General features: G+C 64.3%; 16 protein-coding genes. 9 read left to right on the forward strand and 7 right to left on the reverse strand.

Translation table 11 applies throughout. The annotated features are described in order from the left end of the window. Positions 1–56 precede the first annotated feature (56 nt). The gene (locus AC0NIH_RS09040; protein WP_473464895.1) at positions 57–815 is read right to left on the reverse strand and encodes an SDR family oxidoreductase; all 759 of its coding nucleotides are present in this window, start codon (positions 813–815) and stop codon (positions 57–59) included. Between the two features lie 107 nt (positions 816–922). Continuing rightward, positions 923–1,291, reverse strand: coding sequence for a YrdB family protein (locus AC0NIH_RS09045; RefSeq protein WP_473464898.1), 369 nt, complete (start codon positions 1,289–1,291; stop codon positions 923–925). A 209-nt stretch (positions 1,292–1,500) separates the two neighbouring features. On the opposite strand from AC0NIH_RS09045, the gene AC0NIH_RS09050 reads away from it, so the two are divergent. From AC0NIH_RS09050 to AC0NIH_RS09085, 8 genes are all read left to right on the forward strand, one after another. Next, positions 1,501–2,754 carry a sarcosine oxidase subunit beta gene (locus AC0NIH_RS09050; protein WP_140571003.1) on the forward strand — a complete coding sequence of 418 codons (1,254 nt, stop codon included), beginning with the start codon at positions 1,501–1,503 and terminating at the stop codon, positions 2,752–2,754. Beyond that, entirely contained in the window at positions 2,754–3,176 is a 423-nt protein-coding gene (locus AC0NIH_RS09055; RefSeq protein WP_473464900.1) for a hypothetical protein, read from the forward strand. The genes AC0NIH_RS09050 and AC0NIH_RS09055 overlap by 1 nt, the downstream gene beginning before the upstream one ends. 11 nt (positions 3,177–3,187) lie before the next feature. Further along, positions 3,188–3,499 carry a sarcosine oxidase subunit delta gene (locus tag AC0NIH_RS09060; protein WP_473464903.1) on the forward strand — a complete coding sequence of 104 codons (312 nt, stop codon included), beginning with the start codon at positions 3,188–3,190 and terminating at the stop codon, positions 3,497–3,499. Continuing rightward, positions 3,496–6,489 (forward strand): sarcosine oxidase subunit alpha, encoded by a 2,994-nt coding sequence (locus AC0NIH_RS09065; protein ID WP_473464905.1) that lies wholly within the window; start codon positions 3,496–3,498, stop codon positions 6,487–6,489. Before AC0NIH_RS09060 ends, AC0NIH_RS09065 begins: the two co-directional genes overlap by 4 nt. Continuing rightward, the gene (locus tag AC0NIH_RS09070; protein ID WP_473464908.1) at positions 6,482–7,066 is read left to right on the forward strand and encodes a sarcosine oxidase subunit gamma; all 585 of its coding nucleotides are present in this window, start codon (positions 6,482–6,484) and stop codon (positions 7,064–7,066) included. Before AC0NIH_RS09065 ends, AC0NIH_RS09070 begins: the two co-directional genes overlap by 8 nt. A gap of 58 nt (positions 7,067–7,124) precedes the next feature. Then, positions 7,125–7,358 carry a hypothetical protein gene (locus AC0NIH_RS09075; RefSeq protein ID WP_013893069.1) on the forward strand — a complete coding sequence of 78 codons (234 nt, stop codon included), beginning with the start codon at positions 7,125–7,127 and terminating at the stop codon, positions 7,356–7,358. A 78-nt stretch (positions 7,359–7,436) separates the two neighbouring features. After that, positions 7,437–8,222 carry a ThuA domain-containing protein gene (locus AC0NIH_RS09080; RefSeq protein ID WP_473464911.1) on the forward strand — a complete coding sequence of 262 codons (786 nt, stop codon included), beginning with the start codon at positions 7,437–7,439 and terminating at the stop codon, positions 8,220–8,222. 60 nt (positions 8,223–8,282) lie between these two features. Then, positions 8,283–9,332, forward strand: a complete 1,050-nt coding sequence (locus tag AC0NIH_RS09085; RefSeq protein WP_473464913.1) for a Gfo/Idh/MocA family protein — start codon at positions 8,283–8,285, stop codon at positions 9,330–9,332. Positions 9,333–9,380: 48 nt separating this feature from the next. Here AC0NIH_RS09085 and AC0NIH_RS09090 read toward each other — a convergent pair whose 3' ends face one another. From AC0NIH_RS09090 to AC0NIH_RS09110, 5 genes are all read right to left on the reverse strand, one after another. Next, positions 9,381–9,629 carry a DUF680 domain-containing protein gene (locus AC0NIH_RS09090; RefSeq protein ID WP_023778575.1) on the reverse strand — a complete coding sequence of 83 codons (249 nt, stop codon included), beginning with the start codon at positions 9,627–9,629 and terminating at the stop codon, positions 9,381–9,383. Positions 9,630–9,808: 179 nt separating this feature from the next. After that, complete coding sequence (locus AC0NIH_RS09095; RefSeq protein ID WP_023778574.1) at positions 9,809–10,453, reverse strand: TetR/AcrR family transcriptional regulator; 645 nt, start codon at positions 10,451–10,453, stop codon at positions 9,809–9,811. A 130-nt stretch (positions 10,454–10,583) separates the two neighbouring features. Next, positions 10,584–11,618 carry a phosphotransferase family protein gene (locus AC0NIH_RS09100; RefSeq protein WP_473464916.1) on the reverse strand — a complete coding sequence of 345 codons (1,035 nt, stop codon included), beginning with the start codon at positions 11,616–11,618 and terminating at the stop codon, positions 10,584–10,586. After that, positions 11,615–12,100 carry a MaoC family dehydratase gene (locus AC0NIH_RS09105; protein ID WP_023765869.1) on the reverse strand — a complete coding sequence of 162 codons (486 nt, stop codon included), beginning with the start codon at positions 12,098–12,100 and terminating at the stop codon, positions 11,615–11,617. Before AC0NIH_RS09105 ends, AC0NIH_RS09100 begins: the two co-directional genes overlap by 4 nt. 39 nt (positions 12,101–12,139) lie before the next feature. Next, a complete protein-coding gene (locus AC0NIH_RS09110; RefSeq protein WP_287270160.1) occupies positions 12,140–12,955 on the reverse strand; it encodes an SDR family oxidoreductase in 816 nt (271 codons plus the stop codon). Between the two features lie 120 nt (positions 12,956–13,075). Here AC0NIH_RS09110 and AC0NIH_RS09115 point away from each other — a divergent pair, with 120 nt between their 5' ends. Then, a complete protein-coding gene (locus tag AC0NIH_RS09115; protein WP_473464919.1) occupies positions 13,076–14,317 on the forward strand; it encodes an acyl-CoA dehydrogenase family protein in 1,242 nt (413 codons plus the stop codon). The last annotated feature ends 19 nt before the right edge of the window (positions 14,318–14,336 follow it).

The raw sequence follows: 14,336 nt of genomic DNA on the forward strand, positions 1-14,336 counted from the left end.
GAAAAATCAAGACCGGCGGCCTGCGTCACTTGGACGAACGGGCCTGTTCGCCGGGTTCACGTCCGGTTGATCGAGACGCCGCCATCGGCAAACAGCGCGGTTCCCGTGGTGAAGCTGGAGGCATCGGAGGCGAGATAAAGTGCCGAGCGGGCAATCTCCTCCGGCTGCGCCATACGCTTCAAGGCATGGATGCCTTCGACGAAGGCGCGTGCCTGCGGCGTGGTGGTCGTCGCGCCGGGAGTATCGGTGCCGCCGGGCAGCAGCGCGTTGACGCGTAGGCCCCTTGGCCCGTATTCGGCGGCCAGCACCTGCGTCAGGCCGATCAGGCCGGCCTTGGCAGCGGCATAGGCGGCCATGCCCGGCATGCCGGCAGTGTAGCCGACAAAGCTCGAGGTAAAGATCAGCGAACCGCCGCCCCGCTCCAGCATGGCCGGTATCTGGTGCTTCGCCCCAAGAAAGGCGCTGGTCAGGTTGATGTCCATCGTCTCGCGCCATGCCGCCGGCACCATGTCGGGCAGGGGCGCCATCAAGCCGACGGCACCGGCATTGTTGAAGGCAATGTCGAGGCCGCCGAACGTCTCCAACGCCAGATCGACAAGGGCCTTTGCATAGGCTTCGTCCCTGACGTCGCCGGCAAGCGCGACGGCCGTGCCGTCCGCGTCCGATATCTCGGCGACGAGCGTGTCGAGTTCGGCCTGACGGCGGGCGGCGACGACGATCCTGGCACCTTCCTCGGCGAAGAGTTTTGCGGTGGCGCGGCCAATGCCGGAACTAGCGCCGGTGACGATGGCGATCTTGTTGGCGAGTGCGAGCATTTTTTGCATCCTTTGCTTGGCGCCAGTTCTGCCGGCGATCGGATGCTTGGTCGCAAATGGGGTGGGTCGGAGCCACCCGATACCTGCGAAGGCTGCGTCGTCCCGAACTATTGCCTCAGCAGCCAGCCGAGGCGATCGAGCGAAAATGCGTAGCTGATGGCGATGAGCAGGGCGACGACGATACCCGTGGTCGTGTAACCGGCCGCATAGAAACCGACGGCACCGCCGAACAGGATGACCAATTCCAGCGCCAGCCGCACCGTGCCCGGAACCGGTACTGGCGCGCGGCCTGATCGGCTTGGATCGTCGAGTACCGCGAAAGTGCCCCACAGCACGGCTGCAACAAGCGGCGGGACCAGGGCCAGGACCCAGCGCCACCATCCCTCGGAGAGGTTCCAGCCCGCGATGCCGAGACCAAGCAAGGCGGCAAGCTCCAACAGGAAGCGTAACATCAGATTCCACCAGGCGTTGCCCATACTCGTCCTCTCGTCCTCCAGAATCTCGCGACAGGCAGTGTGACTGAACGCAGCCATAGCAGCCAGCCCGCATGCCTGTTTCTCGTCGCGGCGCAAAACGGCAAGCACCGTCGCAAACAGCGCAAGGGTGGAAGCGCTGTTTCGCTAGTGATACACCTCGCGCGCCGGGGCCAAGTGAACGCCTCGCCGCCATTTGCGAGGCTGGAACGTTGAAAAAATATTCGGTATTCGCCATCGCCCGCGAGGCCATGCGCGGCCATAAGGGCTGGGAGGAGCAATGGTCCTCGCCCGAGCCGAAGAAGGAATACGACGTCATCATCGTCGGCGCCGGCGGCCATGGGCTGGCCACCGCCTACTATCTCGCCAGCGTGCATGGCATCACCAATGTCGCTGTGCTGGAAAAGGGTTGGTTGGGCGGCGGCAACACCGGCCGCAACACCACCATCATCCGCTCCAACTATCTCTATGACGAGAGCGCCGGCATCTACGACCATGCGCTGAAGCTGTGGGATGGGCTTTCCCAGGAGCTCAACTACAACGTCATGTATTCGGCGCGCGGCGTCATGATGCTCGCCCACAATGTGCACGACGTCCAGGTGCTGAAGCGCCATGTCCATGCCAACCGGCTGAACGGCATCGACAATGAATGGCTGTCGCCGGAGCAGGCCAAGGAATTCTGCCCGCCGCTCAACATCTCCAGGGATGCGCGCTATCCGGTGGTCGGGGCCGCCTTGCAGCGGCGCGGCGGCACGGCGCGCCACGATGCGGTGGCCTGGGGTTACGCGCGCGGCGCTTCGGCGCGCGGCGTGCACATCATCCAGAATTGCGAGGTCACCGGCGTCAAGCGGGCCGCCAATGGCGCGGTCATGGGCGTCGACACGACACGCGGCTTCATCGGCGCCAAGAAGGTCGGCGTCGTCGCTGCTGGCCATTCGTCTGTCATCATGAACATGGCCGGCGTGCGCATGCCGCTGGAAAGCTATCCGCTGCAAGCGCTGGTGTCGGAGCCGGTCAAGCCGGTGGTGCCTTGCGTGGTGATGTCCAACACCGTGCACGCCTATATCTCGCAGTCCGACAAGGGCGAGCTGGTCATCGGCGCCGGCACCGACCAGTATGTCTCCTATTCGCAGACCGGCGGCCTGCACATCTTGCAGCATACGCTCGACGCAATCTGCGAGATGTTCCCGATCTTCACGCGCATGAAGATGCTGCGCTCGTGGGGCGGCATCGTCGACGTCACGCCCGACCGCTCGCCGATCCTGGCCAAGACGCCGGTGCCCGGCCTCTACGTCAATTGCGGCTGGGGCACCGGCGGCTTCAAGGCGACGCCCGGCTCGGGCCATGTCTTTGCCCACACCATCGCCAAGGACGATCCGCATCCGATCAACGCGCCCTTCACCATCGAACGCTTCCGCACCGGCCGCCTCATCGACGAGGCCGCGGCGGCGGCGGTGGCGCATTGATGATGACGGAACTCGCTGTCGCCATGCCGCTGGTGCTGGCGGGGGAACAAGGCATGTTCCATTTGCCGTCGCCGGAAGAGGTGCGGCTGCAGCCGATCGAACGTGCCGGCAACGAGGCCGGCTGGCCGTTTTCGGTCGACGACGGGACGCTGGCATGCGTGTGGAGCGCCGGCCAGAAAGTGGTGATGTTCTTTGAAGGCCGGCCGCACGGGCTGGACGAGGACGAGGATTTCGAGCCGCGTGGTGTGATCGTCACCACCGACCCGATGCAACTGACGCTCGGCAACATGGCCAACCGCGCTTTGTTTCGCGATGCGACAAACGTCGAGGAGCGCCTGCGGCTCGTCGCTCCATTCATGACCATGGGTCAGAAGCTTTGCGACCAACCCGCCGGCGCCCACGTCGGCCACGGCGAATTGTAGGAACGAAGACGATGCTGCTCATACGCTGCCCCTATTGCGAGGAAGAGCGCCCGGAGCTCGAATTTCGCAACGCCGGCGAGGCCCATATCGCGCGCTCGGCCAATATGGCCGGCGAGAGCGACGATGATTTCGAGAAATTCTTCTTCATCCGCTCGAACCCCAAGGGCATCATCTACGAGCGCTGGCGGCACATGCATGGCTGCGCCCGCTTCTTCAACGCGGTGCGCGACACCGTCACCGACAAGTTCGTCATGACCTACAAGGCCGGTGAGCCGAAACCCGTCAAGCTGCCCAAAAACTCCAACGAAGTGGTTGCCAAATGAGCGGCGGGTTCCGCATTCCGAGCGCCGGTCGCCTCAGCCAGGCCAAGACCGCGCGGTTCAGCTTCGACGGCCAGTCCTATACCGGCATCGAGGGCGACACGTTGGCCTCGGCGCTGCTTGCCAATGGCGTGCATCTGGTCGGCCGCTCGTTCAAGTACCACCGGCCGCGCGGTATTCTGTCGGCGGGCGCGGAAGAGCCTAACGCGCTGGTGCAGATCGTGCGTGACGCCGCGCGCAAGACGCCGAATGTGCGCGCCACCGTGCAGGAGCTTTATGACGGACTTGCCGCCAATTCGCAGAACCGCTGGCCGTCGCTGTCCTTCGACATAGGCGCGGTCAACGACATCGCATCGCCGATGTTTTCGGCCGGCTTCTACTACAAGACCTTCATGTGGCCCAAGGCGGCCTGGAAGAGCTTTTACGAACCCAAGATCCGCGAAGCCGCCGGCCTTGGCGTTTCTCCGGACAAACCCGATCCCGACCATTATTCCTCGCGCTACGCGCATTGCGACGTGCTGGTGCTGGGCGGCGGTGCCGCAGGTATCGCGGCGGCATTGGCGGCGGCGGAGACCGGCGTGCGGGTCATCCTCGCCGACGAGCAGGTCGAATTCGGCGGTAGCCTGCGTTTCGAGAGTGGCGCGAAAATAGACGGCCAGGACGGTTTTGCCTGGGCACAGGCGGCGATCGCCAGACTGAGCGCGATGGACAATGTCCGCGTGCTCTCGCGCACAACTGCTTTTGGCTACTACGCGCAGAATTTCGTCGGCCTGGTCGAGCGTGTCAGCGATCATCTGAAGGCCCCCGGCCATGATTTGCCGCGCGAGCGGCTGTGGCAGGTCCGCGCCAAGCGCGTCGTGCTGGCGTCCGGTGCCATCGAGCGCCACATGGTGTTCGCCAACAACGACCGTCCGGGCATCATGCTGGCGGGCGCGGCGCGCACTTTCCTCAATCATTATGGCGTGGCGGTCGGCAGGAATGTCGGCGTCTACACCGCCAATGATTCGGCCTACGCGGCGGCAATCGACCTGAAGAAGGCCGGCGTCAACGTGGCGGCGATCGTCGACCTGCGTGACAACCCGACAGGACCGGTGATCGACGAGGCAAGGGCGCTCGGCATCGAGATCAATTTCGGCCGCGCGGTGATCCGCGCCGGCGGCAAATTGCGGGTGTCGTCGATGACCGTGCAGCCGAAGAATGGCGGCGGCGAACGCACTATCCCCGTCGACGCGATCCTGATGTCGGCCGGCTGGACGCCGTCGGTGCATCTGTTCTCGCAATCGCGCGGCAAGGTCGCCTTCAACGACGAGACCAAGCGCTTCGTGCCGGGCATCTACGCACAAGACTGCGTCTCCGTCGGCGCCTGCAACGGCACTGACGGGCTGTCGGCAACGGTCGACGAGGCCTACGCGGCTGGCGCCAAGGCAGCGAAAGATGCCGGCGCGAAAACCGCGAAGGGCGCCAAGCCGAAGGTCGATGCCTCGGAGAGCTGGTCGCGCGGCATGCTGGGGGCTGGCCCCGGCGCCGGACCGGACACGACGGTGAAGGCGTTCGTCGATTTCCAGAACGACGTCACCGCCAAGGATATTCGCCAGGCGGTGCATGAAGGCATGCGCTCGATCGAGCACGTCAAGCGCTTCACCACCAACGGCATGGCGACCGACCAGGGCAAGACCTCCAACATGCACGGCCTGGCGATCGCCGCCGAGACGCTGGGCAAGCCGATCCCCGAGGTCGGCCTGACCACGTTCCGCGCGCCCTACACGCCGGTCACCTTCGGCGCGATCGTCAGCCATGCGCGCGGGCCGCTGTTCGACCCGACACGCAAGACCGCGATCCATCCCTGGGCCGAAGCGCAGGGCGCGGTATTCGAGGATGTCGGCCAGTGGAAGCGCGCCTGGTATTTCCCGAAGGCGGGCGAAGACATGCATGCAGCGGTCGACCGCGAATGCGTTGCGGTTCGTAACAAGGCAGGGCTGTTCGATGCCTCGACGCTCGGCAAGATCGAAGTGGTCGGGCCGGATGCCGCCAAGTTCATGGAGTTGCTCTACACCAATCCGTGGGAGAAGCTGGAACCCGGCCGCTGCCGCTATGGCATCATGCTGCGCGAGGACGGCTTCATCTATGATGACGGCGTCGTCGGCCGACTGGCACCGGACCGTTTCCATGTGACGACGACGACCGGTGGCGCGCCGCGCGTCATGAACCACATGGAGGACTATCTCCAGACCGAGTTCCCGCATCTCAATGTCTGGCTGACCTCGATCACCGAACAATGGGCGGTGATCGCCGTGCAAGGGCCAAAGTCGCGCGACATCATCGCACCGCTGGTCGAGGGCATTGACATGTCCGACGAGGCGCTGCCGCATATGTCGGTGCGCGAAGGCAAGATCTGCGGCGTGCCAACGCGGCTGTTCCGTATGTCGTTCACCGGCGAGCGCGGCTTCGAGGTCAATGTCCCGGCCGACTACGGCCAGGCCGTCTGGGAAGCGCTGTGGGCCGAGGGCAAGAAGCACGGCGCTGCCGCCTACGGCACCGAAGCCATGCACGTTCTGCGCGCCGAAAAGGGTTACATCATCGTCGGCCAGGACACCGACGGCACGGTGACCCCTGGTGATGCCGGTCTCGACTGGGCGGTCGGCAAGAAGAAGGCCGATTTCGTCGGCATCCGCGGCCTGACGCGGCTGGATCTGGTGGCCAAGGGCCGCAAGCAGCTGGTCGGCCTCAAGACCAAGGACCCGAAGGTGGTGCTGGAGGAAGGCGCGCAGATCGTCGAGGACCCGAAGCAGGCGATCCCGATGAAGATGATCGGCCATGTCACCTCGAGCTACTGGTCGGAAAATTGCGGCCGCTCCATCGCGCTGGCGCTGGTCGCCGGCGGCCGCGACCGCATGGGCGACACGCTCTACGTGCCGATGCCGAACGGAGTGATCGAAGTGGAGGTTACCGGCATGGTGTTCTTCGACGAGACGGGAGGGCGCCTCAATGGCTAAGGCTGCTGAAAAGAAGACGGTTTCCGCCGTATCGCCTTCGGTTGAGTGTCGCCCGGCACTGGCTGGACGTAGCACCACCGCAACCAACGCCAAGGTCGAGATCCTGCCGCCGGCGGAGCGTATTTCGCTGCGCGCGCCGGAGGCTTCGGTCGCGGCGCTGTCGAAGGCGCTCGGCGTGACCTTGCCGAAAAAGCCGAAGACGTCCGTGTCGAAGGCTGGCCGCACCGCGCTGTGGCTTGGGCCGGACGAATGGTTTGTCATCGACGAGGCCGGCAACGATCCGCTCGCCGCTTGCGCCACGGTTGCCGCGCTCCATTCGGCAGTGGGTGTCTCTCACCGCAATATCGCGATTGCCGTTACCGGCGCCGGGGCGGCCGCAACGATCAATTCGGGTTGCCCGCAGGACTTGTCGCTCGATGCGTTCCCGGTGGGGGCTGCCTCGCGCACTATCCTTGGCAAGGCCGAAATCGTGTTGTTGCGTACGGCCGCGGACGCGTTCCGGGTCGAGTGCTGGCGTTCCTTCTCGGACTATGTCTTTACTTTCCTGTCCGAAGGGGCACGCGACGCGGCGGTCTGAACCCGGAACGTTTGCCGCGCGCGTCCGTTGTGCGGCAACAAGTCGAGGGAGAATGTCGATGCCGTCCAAGTCCGCGCCGAAGTCGCCGCCGCAATCCAAAACCGCGGCGGTCCGCTCGCTCGAACACGAGCGGCATCACGAGGCCAATGCCGAAGAGGAACTCGAGGAGGGCCTCGAGGACACTTTTCCGGCCAGCGATCCGGTGTCGATCACCGGATCAGTCATCTCAGGCGCCCCTGCCAAACCCGGCAAGGCCAAGACCGTTGCGGGACGGAAAACCCGCAAGCCCTGATTTCCCCAGTTTCAGTCTTGGCGGTACCTTCTCAAGGTCCCATCACCTGCGCTATTTAAAGCGCTTTGGGAGATGAAAATGCCGATAAAAGCAGTCGTCTGGGGCGAGAACGTCCACGAGCAGACCAATGCCGCCGTGCGGGACCTCTATCCCTTGGGCATGCACGGCACTATTGCCGCCGCGCTCAACCAAGACAAGGGCATCGAGGCGACCACGGCCACCTTGCAGGAGCCCGAACATGGCCTGGGCGAGAAGCGCCTTGCCGGCACCGATGTGCTCTTGTGGTGGGGCCACGCCGCCCATGGCGAGGTCAAGGACGAGATCGTCGAACGCGTGCAGAAGCGGGTCTGGGAAGGCATGGGGCTGATCGTGCTCCATTCCGGGCACTACTCGAAGATCTTCAAGCGCCTGATGGGTACGCCTTGCTCGCTGAAATGGCGCGAGGCGGGCGAGCGTGAACGCGTCTGGGCGATCAATCGCGGCCATCCGATCGCGCAAGGCATCGGCGAATGCCTGGAGATCGGCGAGACGGAAATGTATGGCGAGCCGTTCGCGGTGCCGGAGCCGCTGGAGACGGTATTCATCTCCTGGTACGAGGGCGGCGAGGTGTTCCGGTCGGGACTGACCTATCAGCGCGGCGCGGGACGGATCTTCTATTTTTCGCCGGGCCACGAGACCTATCCGATCTACCACAATGACGGGGTGCAACAGGTGCTGCGCAACGCCGTGCACTGGGCGCATAATCCCGCACCCGCATGGTCCGGCGTCACCAATGCGCCGAACGTGCCGACGGACAAGGCCAAGGAGAAGATCGTCCAGAAAGGCCTGCGCCTGCATGCCGATGGCGACAAGGGTCTTAGTTGATCAGCCTAAGCTGATCGCGACCTGGGCTGATCGGGGCATGAACTGGTTGGGGGTGGGTTGATGCACCGAATTCTTCTGCTCGGCACCGGCGGCATCGCCGGGCATCATGTCGAGGAGTTCGCCGGGATTCCCGGCTGCAGCATCGTGGCCTGTGTCGACCAGGTGCCAGGCCGCGCGGCGACGTTCGCCGGGGCAAACAAGATTGGCGACTGCTTCGAGAGCCTTGAGGCGGCGATCGCCTGGGGCCAGTTCGATGCCGCCATCAACGCGACGCCGGACGGCGTGCACAAGGCAACGACGCTGGCGCTGCTTGCCGCGGGCAAACACGTCTTTTGCGAGAAGCCGCTGGCACCGAACCATGCCGACGCGCTTGCCATGACCGAAGCCGCCGAGGCGGCAGGCGTCGTCAATATGGTCAACCTGACCTATCGCAATTCGCCGGCCATCCAGGAAGCGCGGCGCATGGTGCAGGCCGGCGCCATCGGCGAACTCCGCCATGTCGAGGCGAGTTATCGGCAAAGCTGGCTGGTCAGCAAATCCTGGGGCGATTGGCGGGTCGAGGACAAATGGCTGTGGCGCCTGTCGAGCAGACATGGTTCGACGGGTGTGCTGGGCGATGTCGGCATACACATACTGGACTTCGCCACCTATGGCGCCGCCCAGGACATCGTCAGCCTGCATGCCGACCTGGTGACGTTTCCGAAGGCCGAGGGCGAGCAGATCGGCGACTATGTGCTGGACGCCAATGACAGCGTGGCGATGATGGCGCGGCTGAAGTCAGGCGCGCTCGCCACGATCATGGCGAGCCGCTACACGACAGGCCACGCCAACGACCTGTCGCTGGCACTGCACGGCACCAAGGGGGCCATCAAGGTCGAGACCGACGGCAGGGTTTCGCACCTGTCCGCCTGTCTCGGCGGGGATGTCGACCTGCAGCGCTGGCGGACTCTGGCGCCGCCTGATGTCAAGCGCAATGCAAGGCGCTTCGCCGATGCGCTGGAGAGCGGGCAGAACGGCGATCCGTCGTTCCGGCGCGCCTCCGACATGCAGAAGCTGATCGATGCAGCGTTCGAGAGTTCGACGACCAGGCTGCCGGTCTCGATCGGCTGACGTCACCGAATGGCCGGCCGCGCCGGCCAGAAGCGTTTGGCGCAAATGTTAGAACGCGCTCGGCACGATCCACGGGTTGATGCTGATGCCGAGGCGCGGGCCTTTGCCTTCAGCGGTGTTTTCCGTGTTGCCCTTCTTCTCGACCGAGCCGGTCGAAGCGCAATCGAGCTTCACATTGGTCCTGGTATCGACGCAGGTCGCAGCCGGCAGGTGCTTGACCGGGTGGGTGGCGCTGGCGGCGAAAGCCGAGCCCGAAAGGGCCAGAATGGCGGCGAGGGTGAGGACGGTCTTTTTCATTGTCAGTCTCCGTTTTCGACGGGTGAATTTCTTCGTACATGTACGTTATGCCGTACAGATACGCCTGCCGCTCACGAAGTTCAAGACGAAATCGTACATGTACGGAAATTTTTTGTTAACCAAGAAATCGCCACCGGTTTGGCCGGTGGCGACAAGGTTTTGCAGTAAGGGGATGTCGTTCAGCAGTTGACCGGTGTCTCGGTCAGCGGAGGCACATCTTGCGTGCGCAATGTCGCAAGCGTGAAATCGCACATCCGCTTCACGAAAGCCTGGGGATCGCCGAAGGGGTAGAATGGAAAGGTGATCAGCAGCGAGATCGTGCCGTGGCCGACCGCCCAAAGCATGGTGGCGATGGCGCGCGGATCGCCCTGCAGCTTGCCGGCGGCGACACAGGCCTCGACCCGGCTGATCAGTGCCTTCATCGCCGGGTTGCTTTCCTCCATGTCCGCGTAGCTCCTGCCTTCCGGCAGCTTGGTCTTTTCGGTCATGAAGACGGTGCGGTATTCGTTGGGATTGCCAAGCCCGAAGGCCGCATATTCGGTCATCACCGCCTGCAGGGCTTCGATCGGGTCGTCGGACGGGTGCTCCTCGATGCGCCGGGCAAGCGTCTCGAACGCATCTTCGGCAAGCGCGAACAGGATGTCCTGCTTGTCGGCGAAGTAGGAATAGACCGACATCGGCGCATAGCCGACCCGCTTGGCCAGCTTACGGATGGTCAGACCCTCATAGCCCTCTTCCTGGACGAGCTTGTGCGCGGCTGCGACCAGTTCGGAACGCAGTTCCGCCTTTTGTTTCTCGCGGCGTTTCTGGACGCTCTGCGGCAAGATATCCGTGCCTTTTGATTGGTGGGTGTCCGGCTAAACTATATACGCTGTACGGAAACGGACAAGAGCGCCCCAGGTTCCCAAACGGCACGCATCGGATCGCGCCGACACAGCCCTCCCGCCCATCACGTCACATCTCTTTGTCGATTAGTTTGACTGCAAGATACGAAAGCAGCTTCACCGCCTCCCCATAGGTTCTGGCCTTTTCGGGATTGGAGGCATTGCCGTCCAGCGCCCGCTTGTAGACACCCTGGCAGATCGCCGCCAGGCGGAAGAAGGAGAAGGCGAGGAAGAACGGCCAATTGCCGATGCCTTCGAGCCCGCGTCGGCGGCAATAGGCGGCGACATAATCCTCTTCCGAGGGCAGGCCGAGCGCCGTCCGGTCAATGCCGCCGAGGCCGCGAAAGCCGGATGCGTGCGGCAAGCGCCACTGCATGCACTGATAGGCGATGTCGGCGAAGGGATGGCCCGATGTCGACAGTTCCCAGTCGAGCACCGCCAGCACCTCTGGCCGGTCCGGCGCGAAGATCAGATTGTCCAGCCGGTAGTCGCCATGGACCAGCGAGACACGGCCGTCATCGGCGGGCATATGCGTTTCCAGCCAGGCGATCAGCCGATCCATGTCGGCGATGGCGCTGGTTTCCGAAGCACGGTACTGGCTGGTCCAGCGGGCCAGCTGCCGCTCGAAATAATTGCCCGGCCGGCCGAAATCACCGAGGCCCACGGCCTCGACATCGACAGCGTGCAGGGCCGCCAGCGTACCATTCATGGCGTCGTAAACAGCGGAACGCTCATCGTTGTCGCGCGCCTCGGGCAGTGCCGGATCCCAGAAGATGCGGCCGTCGAGGAAATCCATGACGTAGAACATGCGGCCGATCGGCGAATCCTCGGCCGACAGATGCAGCATCCGGGGGACGGGCACCGCGCTACCGGCAAGCGCCTTCATCACGCGAAATTCGCGGTCGACCTGATGCGCTGATTTCAGCAAATGACCCGGCGGCTTGGCGCGCAGCACGTAGCGGCCGCTTGCCGCCGTCAGCAGATAGGTCGGGTTCGACTGGCCGGATTTGAATTTTTCGATTGCGGCGAGCCCGGAAAAGCCAGGGATTTCCGCCTCGAGGTAGGACGCGAGCGCCGCCTGGTCGAGCGCGTTCGGGTCGTTCATGCGGTCTCGGGCTGGCGTTCGATCAGGGTCAGCGTCAGCCAGCGGGCGGTGAGTGCTGGTTTCTTCGAGCCCTCGATCTCGATCGTCACGTCGTGCGCGGTTTGCACCCAGCCCGACGGCCTGACCTTGACGTCGGCCAGCACGAAACGGGTGCGGATGCGGGCGCCAGTCTTCACCGGCGCCAGGAAGCGCAGCGAATCGAAACCGTGATTGACACCCATCTTGCCGTTTTCCAGCGGCGGCATGGTCTCGAAGGTCATCGCCGACAGCAGCGACAGCGACAGGAAACCATGGGCGATGGTGCCGCCGAACGGCGTCTCGCGCTTGGCCCGCTCCGGGTCGCAGTGGATGAACTGGTGGTCGTCGGTGGCGTCCGCGAACTGGTCGATCATGCGTTGCGTGACCGCCCGCCAGGGTGAGACGCCAACTTCCTTGCCGACGCTGGCCAGAAGCACATCGAGACTGATCGGTTCCACGCTCATGTCCTCCAGTTCACCCCCGGCTTCTGCGGCCGGCAAATGTCATTCCTTGAACAGGGTCAATCCATGCTGCACCGATTGCCCGCCGTCGATCGGCAGGATGGCGCCGGTGACATAACTCCCTGCACGGCTGCACAAATAGAGCGTTGCGCCGGCAATGTCATCCGGTGTGCCGATACGGCCGATCGGAACATGGCTGCCGACATGGTCGGCCTGTTCTTGGGTGCCGGTGGCAAAGGCCGTCATGCGGCTCTGGAAGGGGCCGGGCGCGAAGGCGTTGACGGTGATGCGGCGAGGGGCGAATTCAAGCGCCAGCGTACGCGTCAGATGATGAACGGCGGCCTTCGAGGCGGTGTAGGAATAGGCGTCGTCGGCGAGCGGCTGCGTGCCCATCACCGAGCCCAGATTGATCACCCGGGCCGGATCGGCGTCGCTGGCGGCGGCCTCGAGCAGCGGCAGCAATTCGCGCGTCAGGTGGAAGACCGCGGTGACATTGACGCCGAAAACCTTGGCCCAGGCATGGTAGGGAAAGCTCTCCAGCGGCGCCCCCCAGGAAACGCCGGCATTGTTGATCAGAATATCGAGTTGGTCGGTCCGCGCCTTGACCTCGGCGACAAGCGCGGCAATGCCAGCCTCGCTGGAGACGTCGCCTGCAAAGCCATCGGCCCGCCCGGAGGCGCCGAGATCGTTCAATTCGCCGGCGACCTTGACGCAGTCTTCGCCCTTGCGCGAGGCAATCATGACGCTGGCGCCGGCCTTGACCAGCGCGGTGGCCGCCATGCGGCCGATGCCGGTCGCCGCACCCGTCACCAGCGCGGTCTTGCCGGCCACCGAAAACAGTTCGTCCAGATAGCCCATCACAATCCTCCGCGCCCTGCCTCGGCATGCGGCGATCAGTTCGCGTTGACAAGGCTATCCGAAGTACGGTCATCCTTGCCACGGGTAAAATGCCCGGCCTGGATGAAGGGTTAGCGACCGATGACGGAGATGAACCTCGGCATGACCGAGCGGCTGAAGCCGATCCACGCCCGCGTCGCGGCCATGGTACGCGACGAGATCATGCCGCTGGACAAGGAATTCCTCGCCGAAGTGAGCAAGGACGGTGACCGCTGGGTTTACAGCGCGCGGCAAAGCGAAATCCTCGAAGGGCTTAAGAGAACCGCACGGGAGGGCGGCCTGTGGAATTTCTGGCTGACCGGCTCGGAGCGCGGCTATGGCCTGTCGACTGTCGAATATGCCTATCTGGCCGAGGAGATGGGCAAGGCGCATCTCGGCGCGGAGACCTTCAACTGCTCGGCGCCCGACACCGGCAACATGGAGGTGCTGGAACGCTACGGTTCGGCCGACCACAAGAAGACCTGGCTCGAGCCGCTGCTCGACGGCAAGATCCGCTCGGCCTATCTGATGACCGAGCCGGATGTGGCCTCGTCGGACGCCACCAACATTGCGATGCGCTGCGAGAAGCAGGGCGACGACTATGTGCTCAATGGCGAGAAATGGTGGGCGTCGGGCGCCGGCGATCCGCGTTGCGCCATCTACATCGTCATGGTTCGGACCGGCGGCGATCAGGAACCGCGGCACCGCCGCCATTCGATGGTCCTGGTGCCCTCGGACACCAAGGGCGTGACCAAGGTCCGCGCCATGCAGGTCTATGGCGACGATGACGCGCCGCATGGCCATATGCACCTTCGCTTCGACAATGTCCGAGTACCCGCCTCGAACCTCATTCTCGGTGAGGGCAGGGGCTTCGAGATCGCGCAAGGCCGGCTCGGACCGGGCCGCATCCACCACTGCATGCGCGCCATCGGCCAGGCCGAGATGGCGCTGGAGATGCTGTGCCAGCGCTCCGTGCGCCGGGAGGCCTTCGGCCAGCCCCTGGCGAAACTCGGCGCCAATTTCGACATCATCGCCGAATGCCGCATGGAGATCGAGATGGCGCGGCTGCTGTGCCTGAAGGCGGCGTGGATGATCGACCAGGGCGATGCGCGCGCCGCGGCCCCCTGGATCAGCCAGATCAAGGTCATCGCACCACGCGTCGCGCTCAAGGTGACCGACGAGGCGGTGCAGATGTTCGGGGCCCAGGGCATCAGCCAGGATACGCCGCTGGCGCGTTCGTGGACGCATCTGAGGACATTGCGCCTCGCCGACGGACCCGACGCCGTGCATCGCCGCCAGGTGGCGCGGACGGAGCTGAAGAAATACACGCAGGAAAAGGTCTGAGCCGCTGCCTGACCTCTGC

Source organism: Mesorhizobium sp. WSM1386 (assembly GCF_055901595.1).

Bases quoted from the DNA above. Each gene is read 5' to 3' on its own strand.
- AC0NIH_RS09045 (WP_473464898.1), bottom strand. From the start codon at position 1,291: ATGGGCAACGCCTGGTGGAATCTGATGTTACGCTTCCTGTTGGAGCTT.
- AC0NIH_RS09100 (WP_473464916.1), bottom strand. From the start codon at position 11,618: ATGAACGACCCGAACGCGCTCGACCAGGCGGCGCTCGCGTCCTACCTC.
- AC0NIH_RS09070 (WP_473464908.1), top strand. From the start codon at position 6,482: ATGGCTAAGGCTGCTGAAAAGAAGACGGTTTCCGCCGTATCGCCTTCG.
- AC0NIH_RS09110 (WP_287270160.1), bottom strand. From the start codon at position 12,955: ATGGGCTATCTGGACGAACTGTTTTCGGTGGCCGGCAAGACCGCGCTG.
- AC0NIH_RS09065 (WP_473464905.1), top strand. From the start codon at position 3,496: ATGAGCGGCGGGTTCCGCATTCCGAGCGCCGGTCGCCTCAGCCAGGCC.
- AC0NIH_RS09105 (WP_023765869.1), bottom strand. From the start codon at position 12,100: ATGAGCGTGGAACCGATCAGTCTCGATGTGCTTCTGGCCAGCGTCGGC.
- AC0NIH_RS09080 (WP_473464911.1), top strand. From the start codon at position 7,437: ATGCCGATAAAAGCAGTCGTCTGGGGCGAGAACGTCCACGAGCAGACC.
- AC0NIH_RS09055 (WP_473464900.1), top strand. From the start codon at position 2,754: ATGATGACGGAACTCGCTGTCGCCATGCCGCTGGTGCTGGCGGGGGAA.
- AC0NIH_RS09075 (WP_013893069.1), top strand. From the start codon at position 7,125: ATGCCGTCCAAGTCCGCGCCGAAGTCGCCGCCGCAATCCAAAACCGCG.
- AC0NIH_RS09085 (WP_473464913.1), top strand. From the start codon at position 8,283: ATGCACCGAATTCTTCTGCTCGGCACCGGCGGCATCGCCGGGCATCAT.
- AC0NIH_RS09040 (WP_473464895.1), bottom strand. From the start codon at position 815: ATGCTCGCACTCGCCAACAAGATCGCCATCGTCACCGGCGCTAGTTCC.
- AC0NIH_RS09060 (WP_473464903.1), top strand. From the start codon at position 3,188: ATGCTGCTCATACGCTGCCCCTATTGCGAGGAAGAGCGCCCGGAGCTC.
- AC0NIH_RS09115 (WP_473464919.1), top strand. From the start codon at position 13,076: ATGACGGAGATGAACCTCGGCATGACCGAGCGGCTGAAGCCGATCCAC.
- AC0NIH_RS09090 (WP_023778575.1), bottom strand. From the start codon at position 9,629: ATGAAAAAGACCGTCCTCACCCTCGCCGCCATTCTGGCCCTTTCGGGC.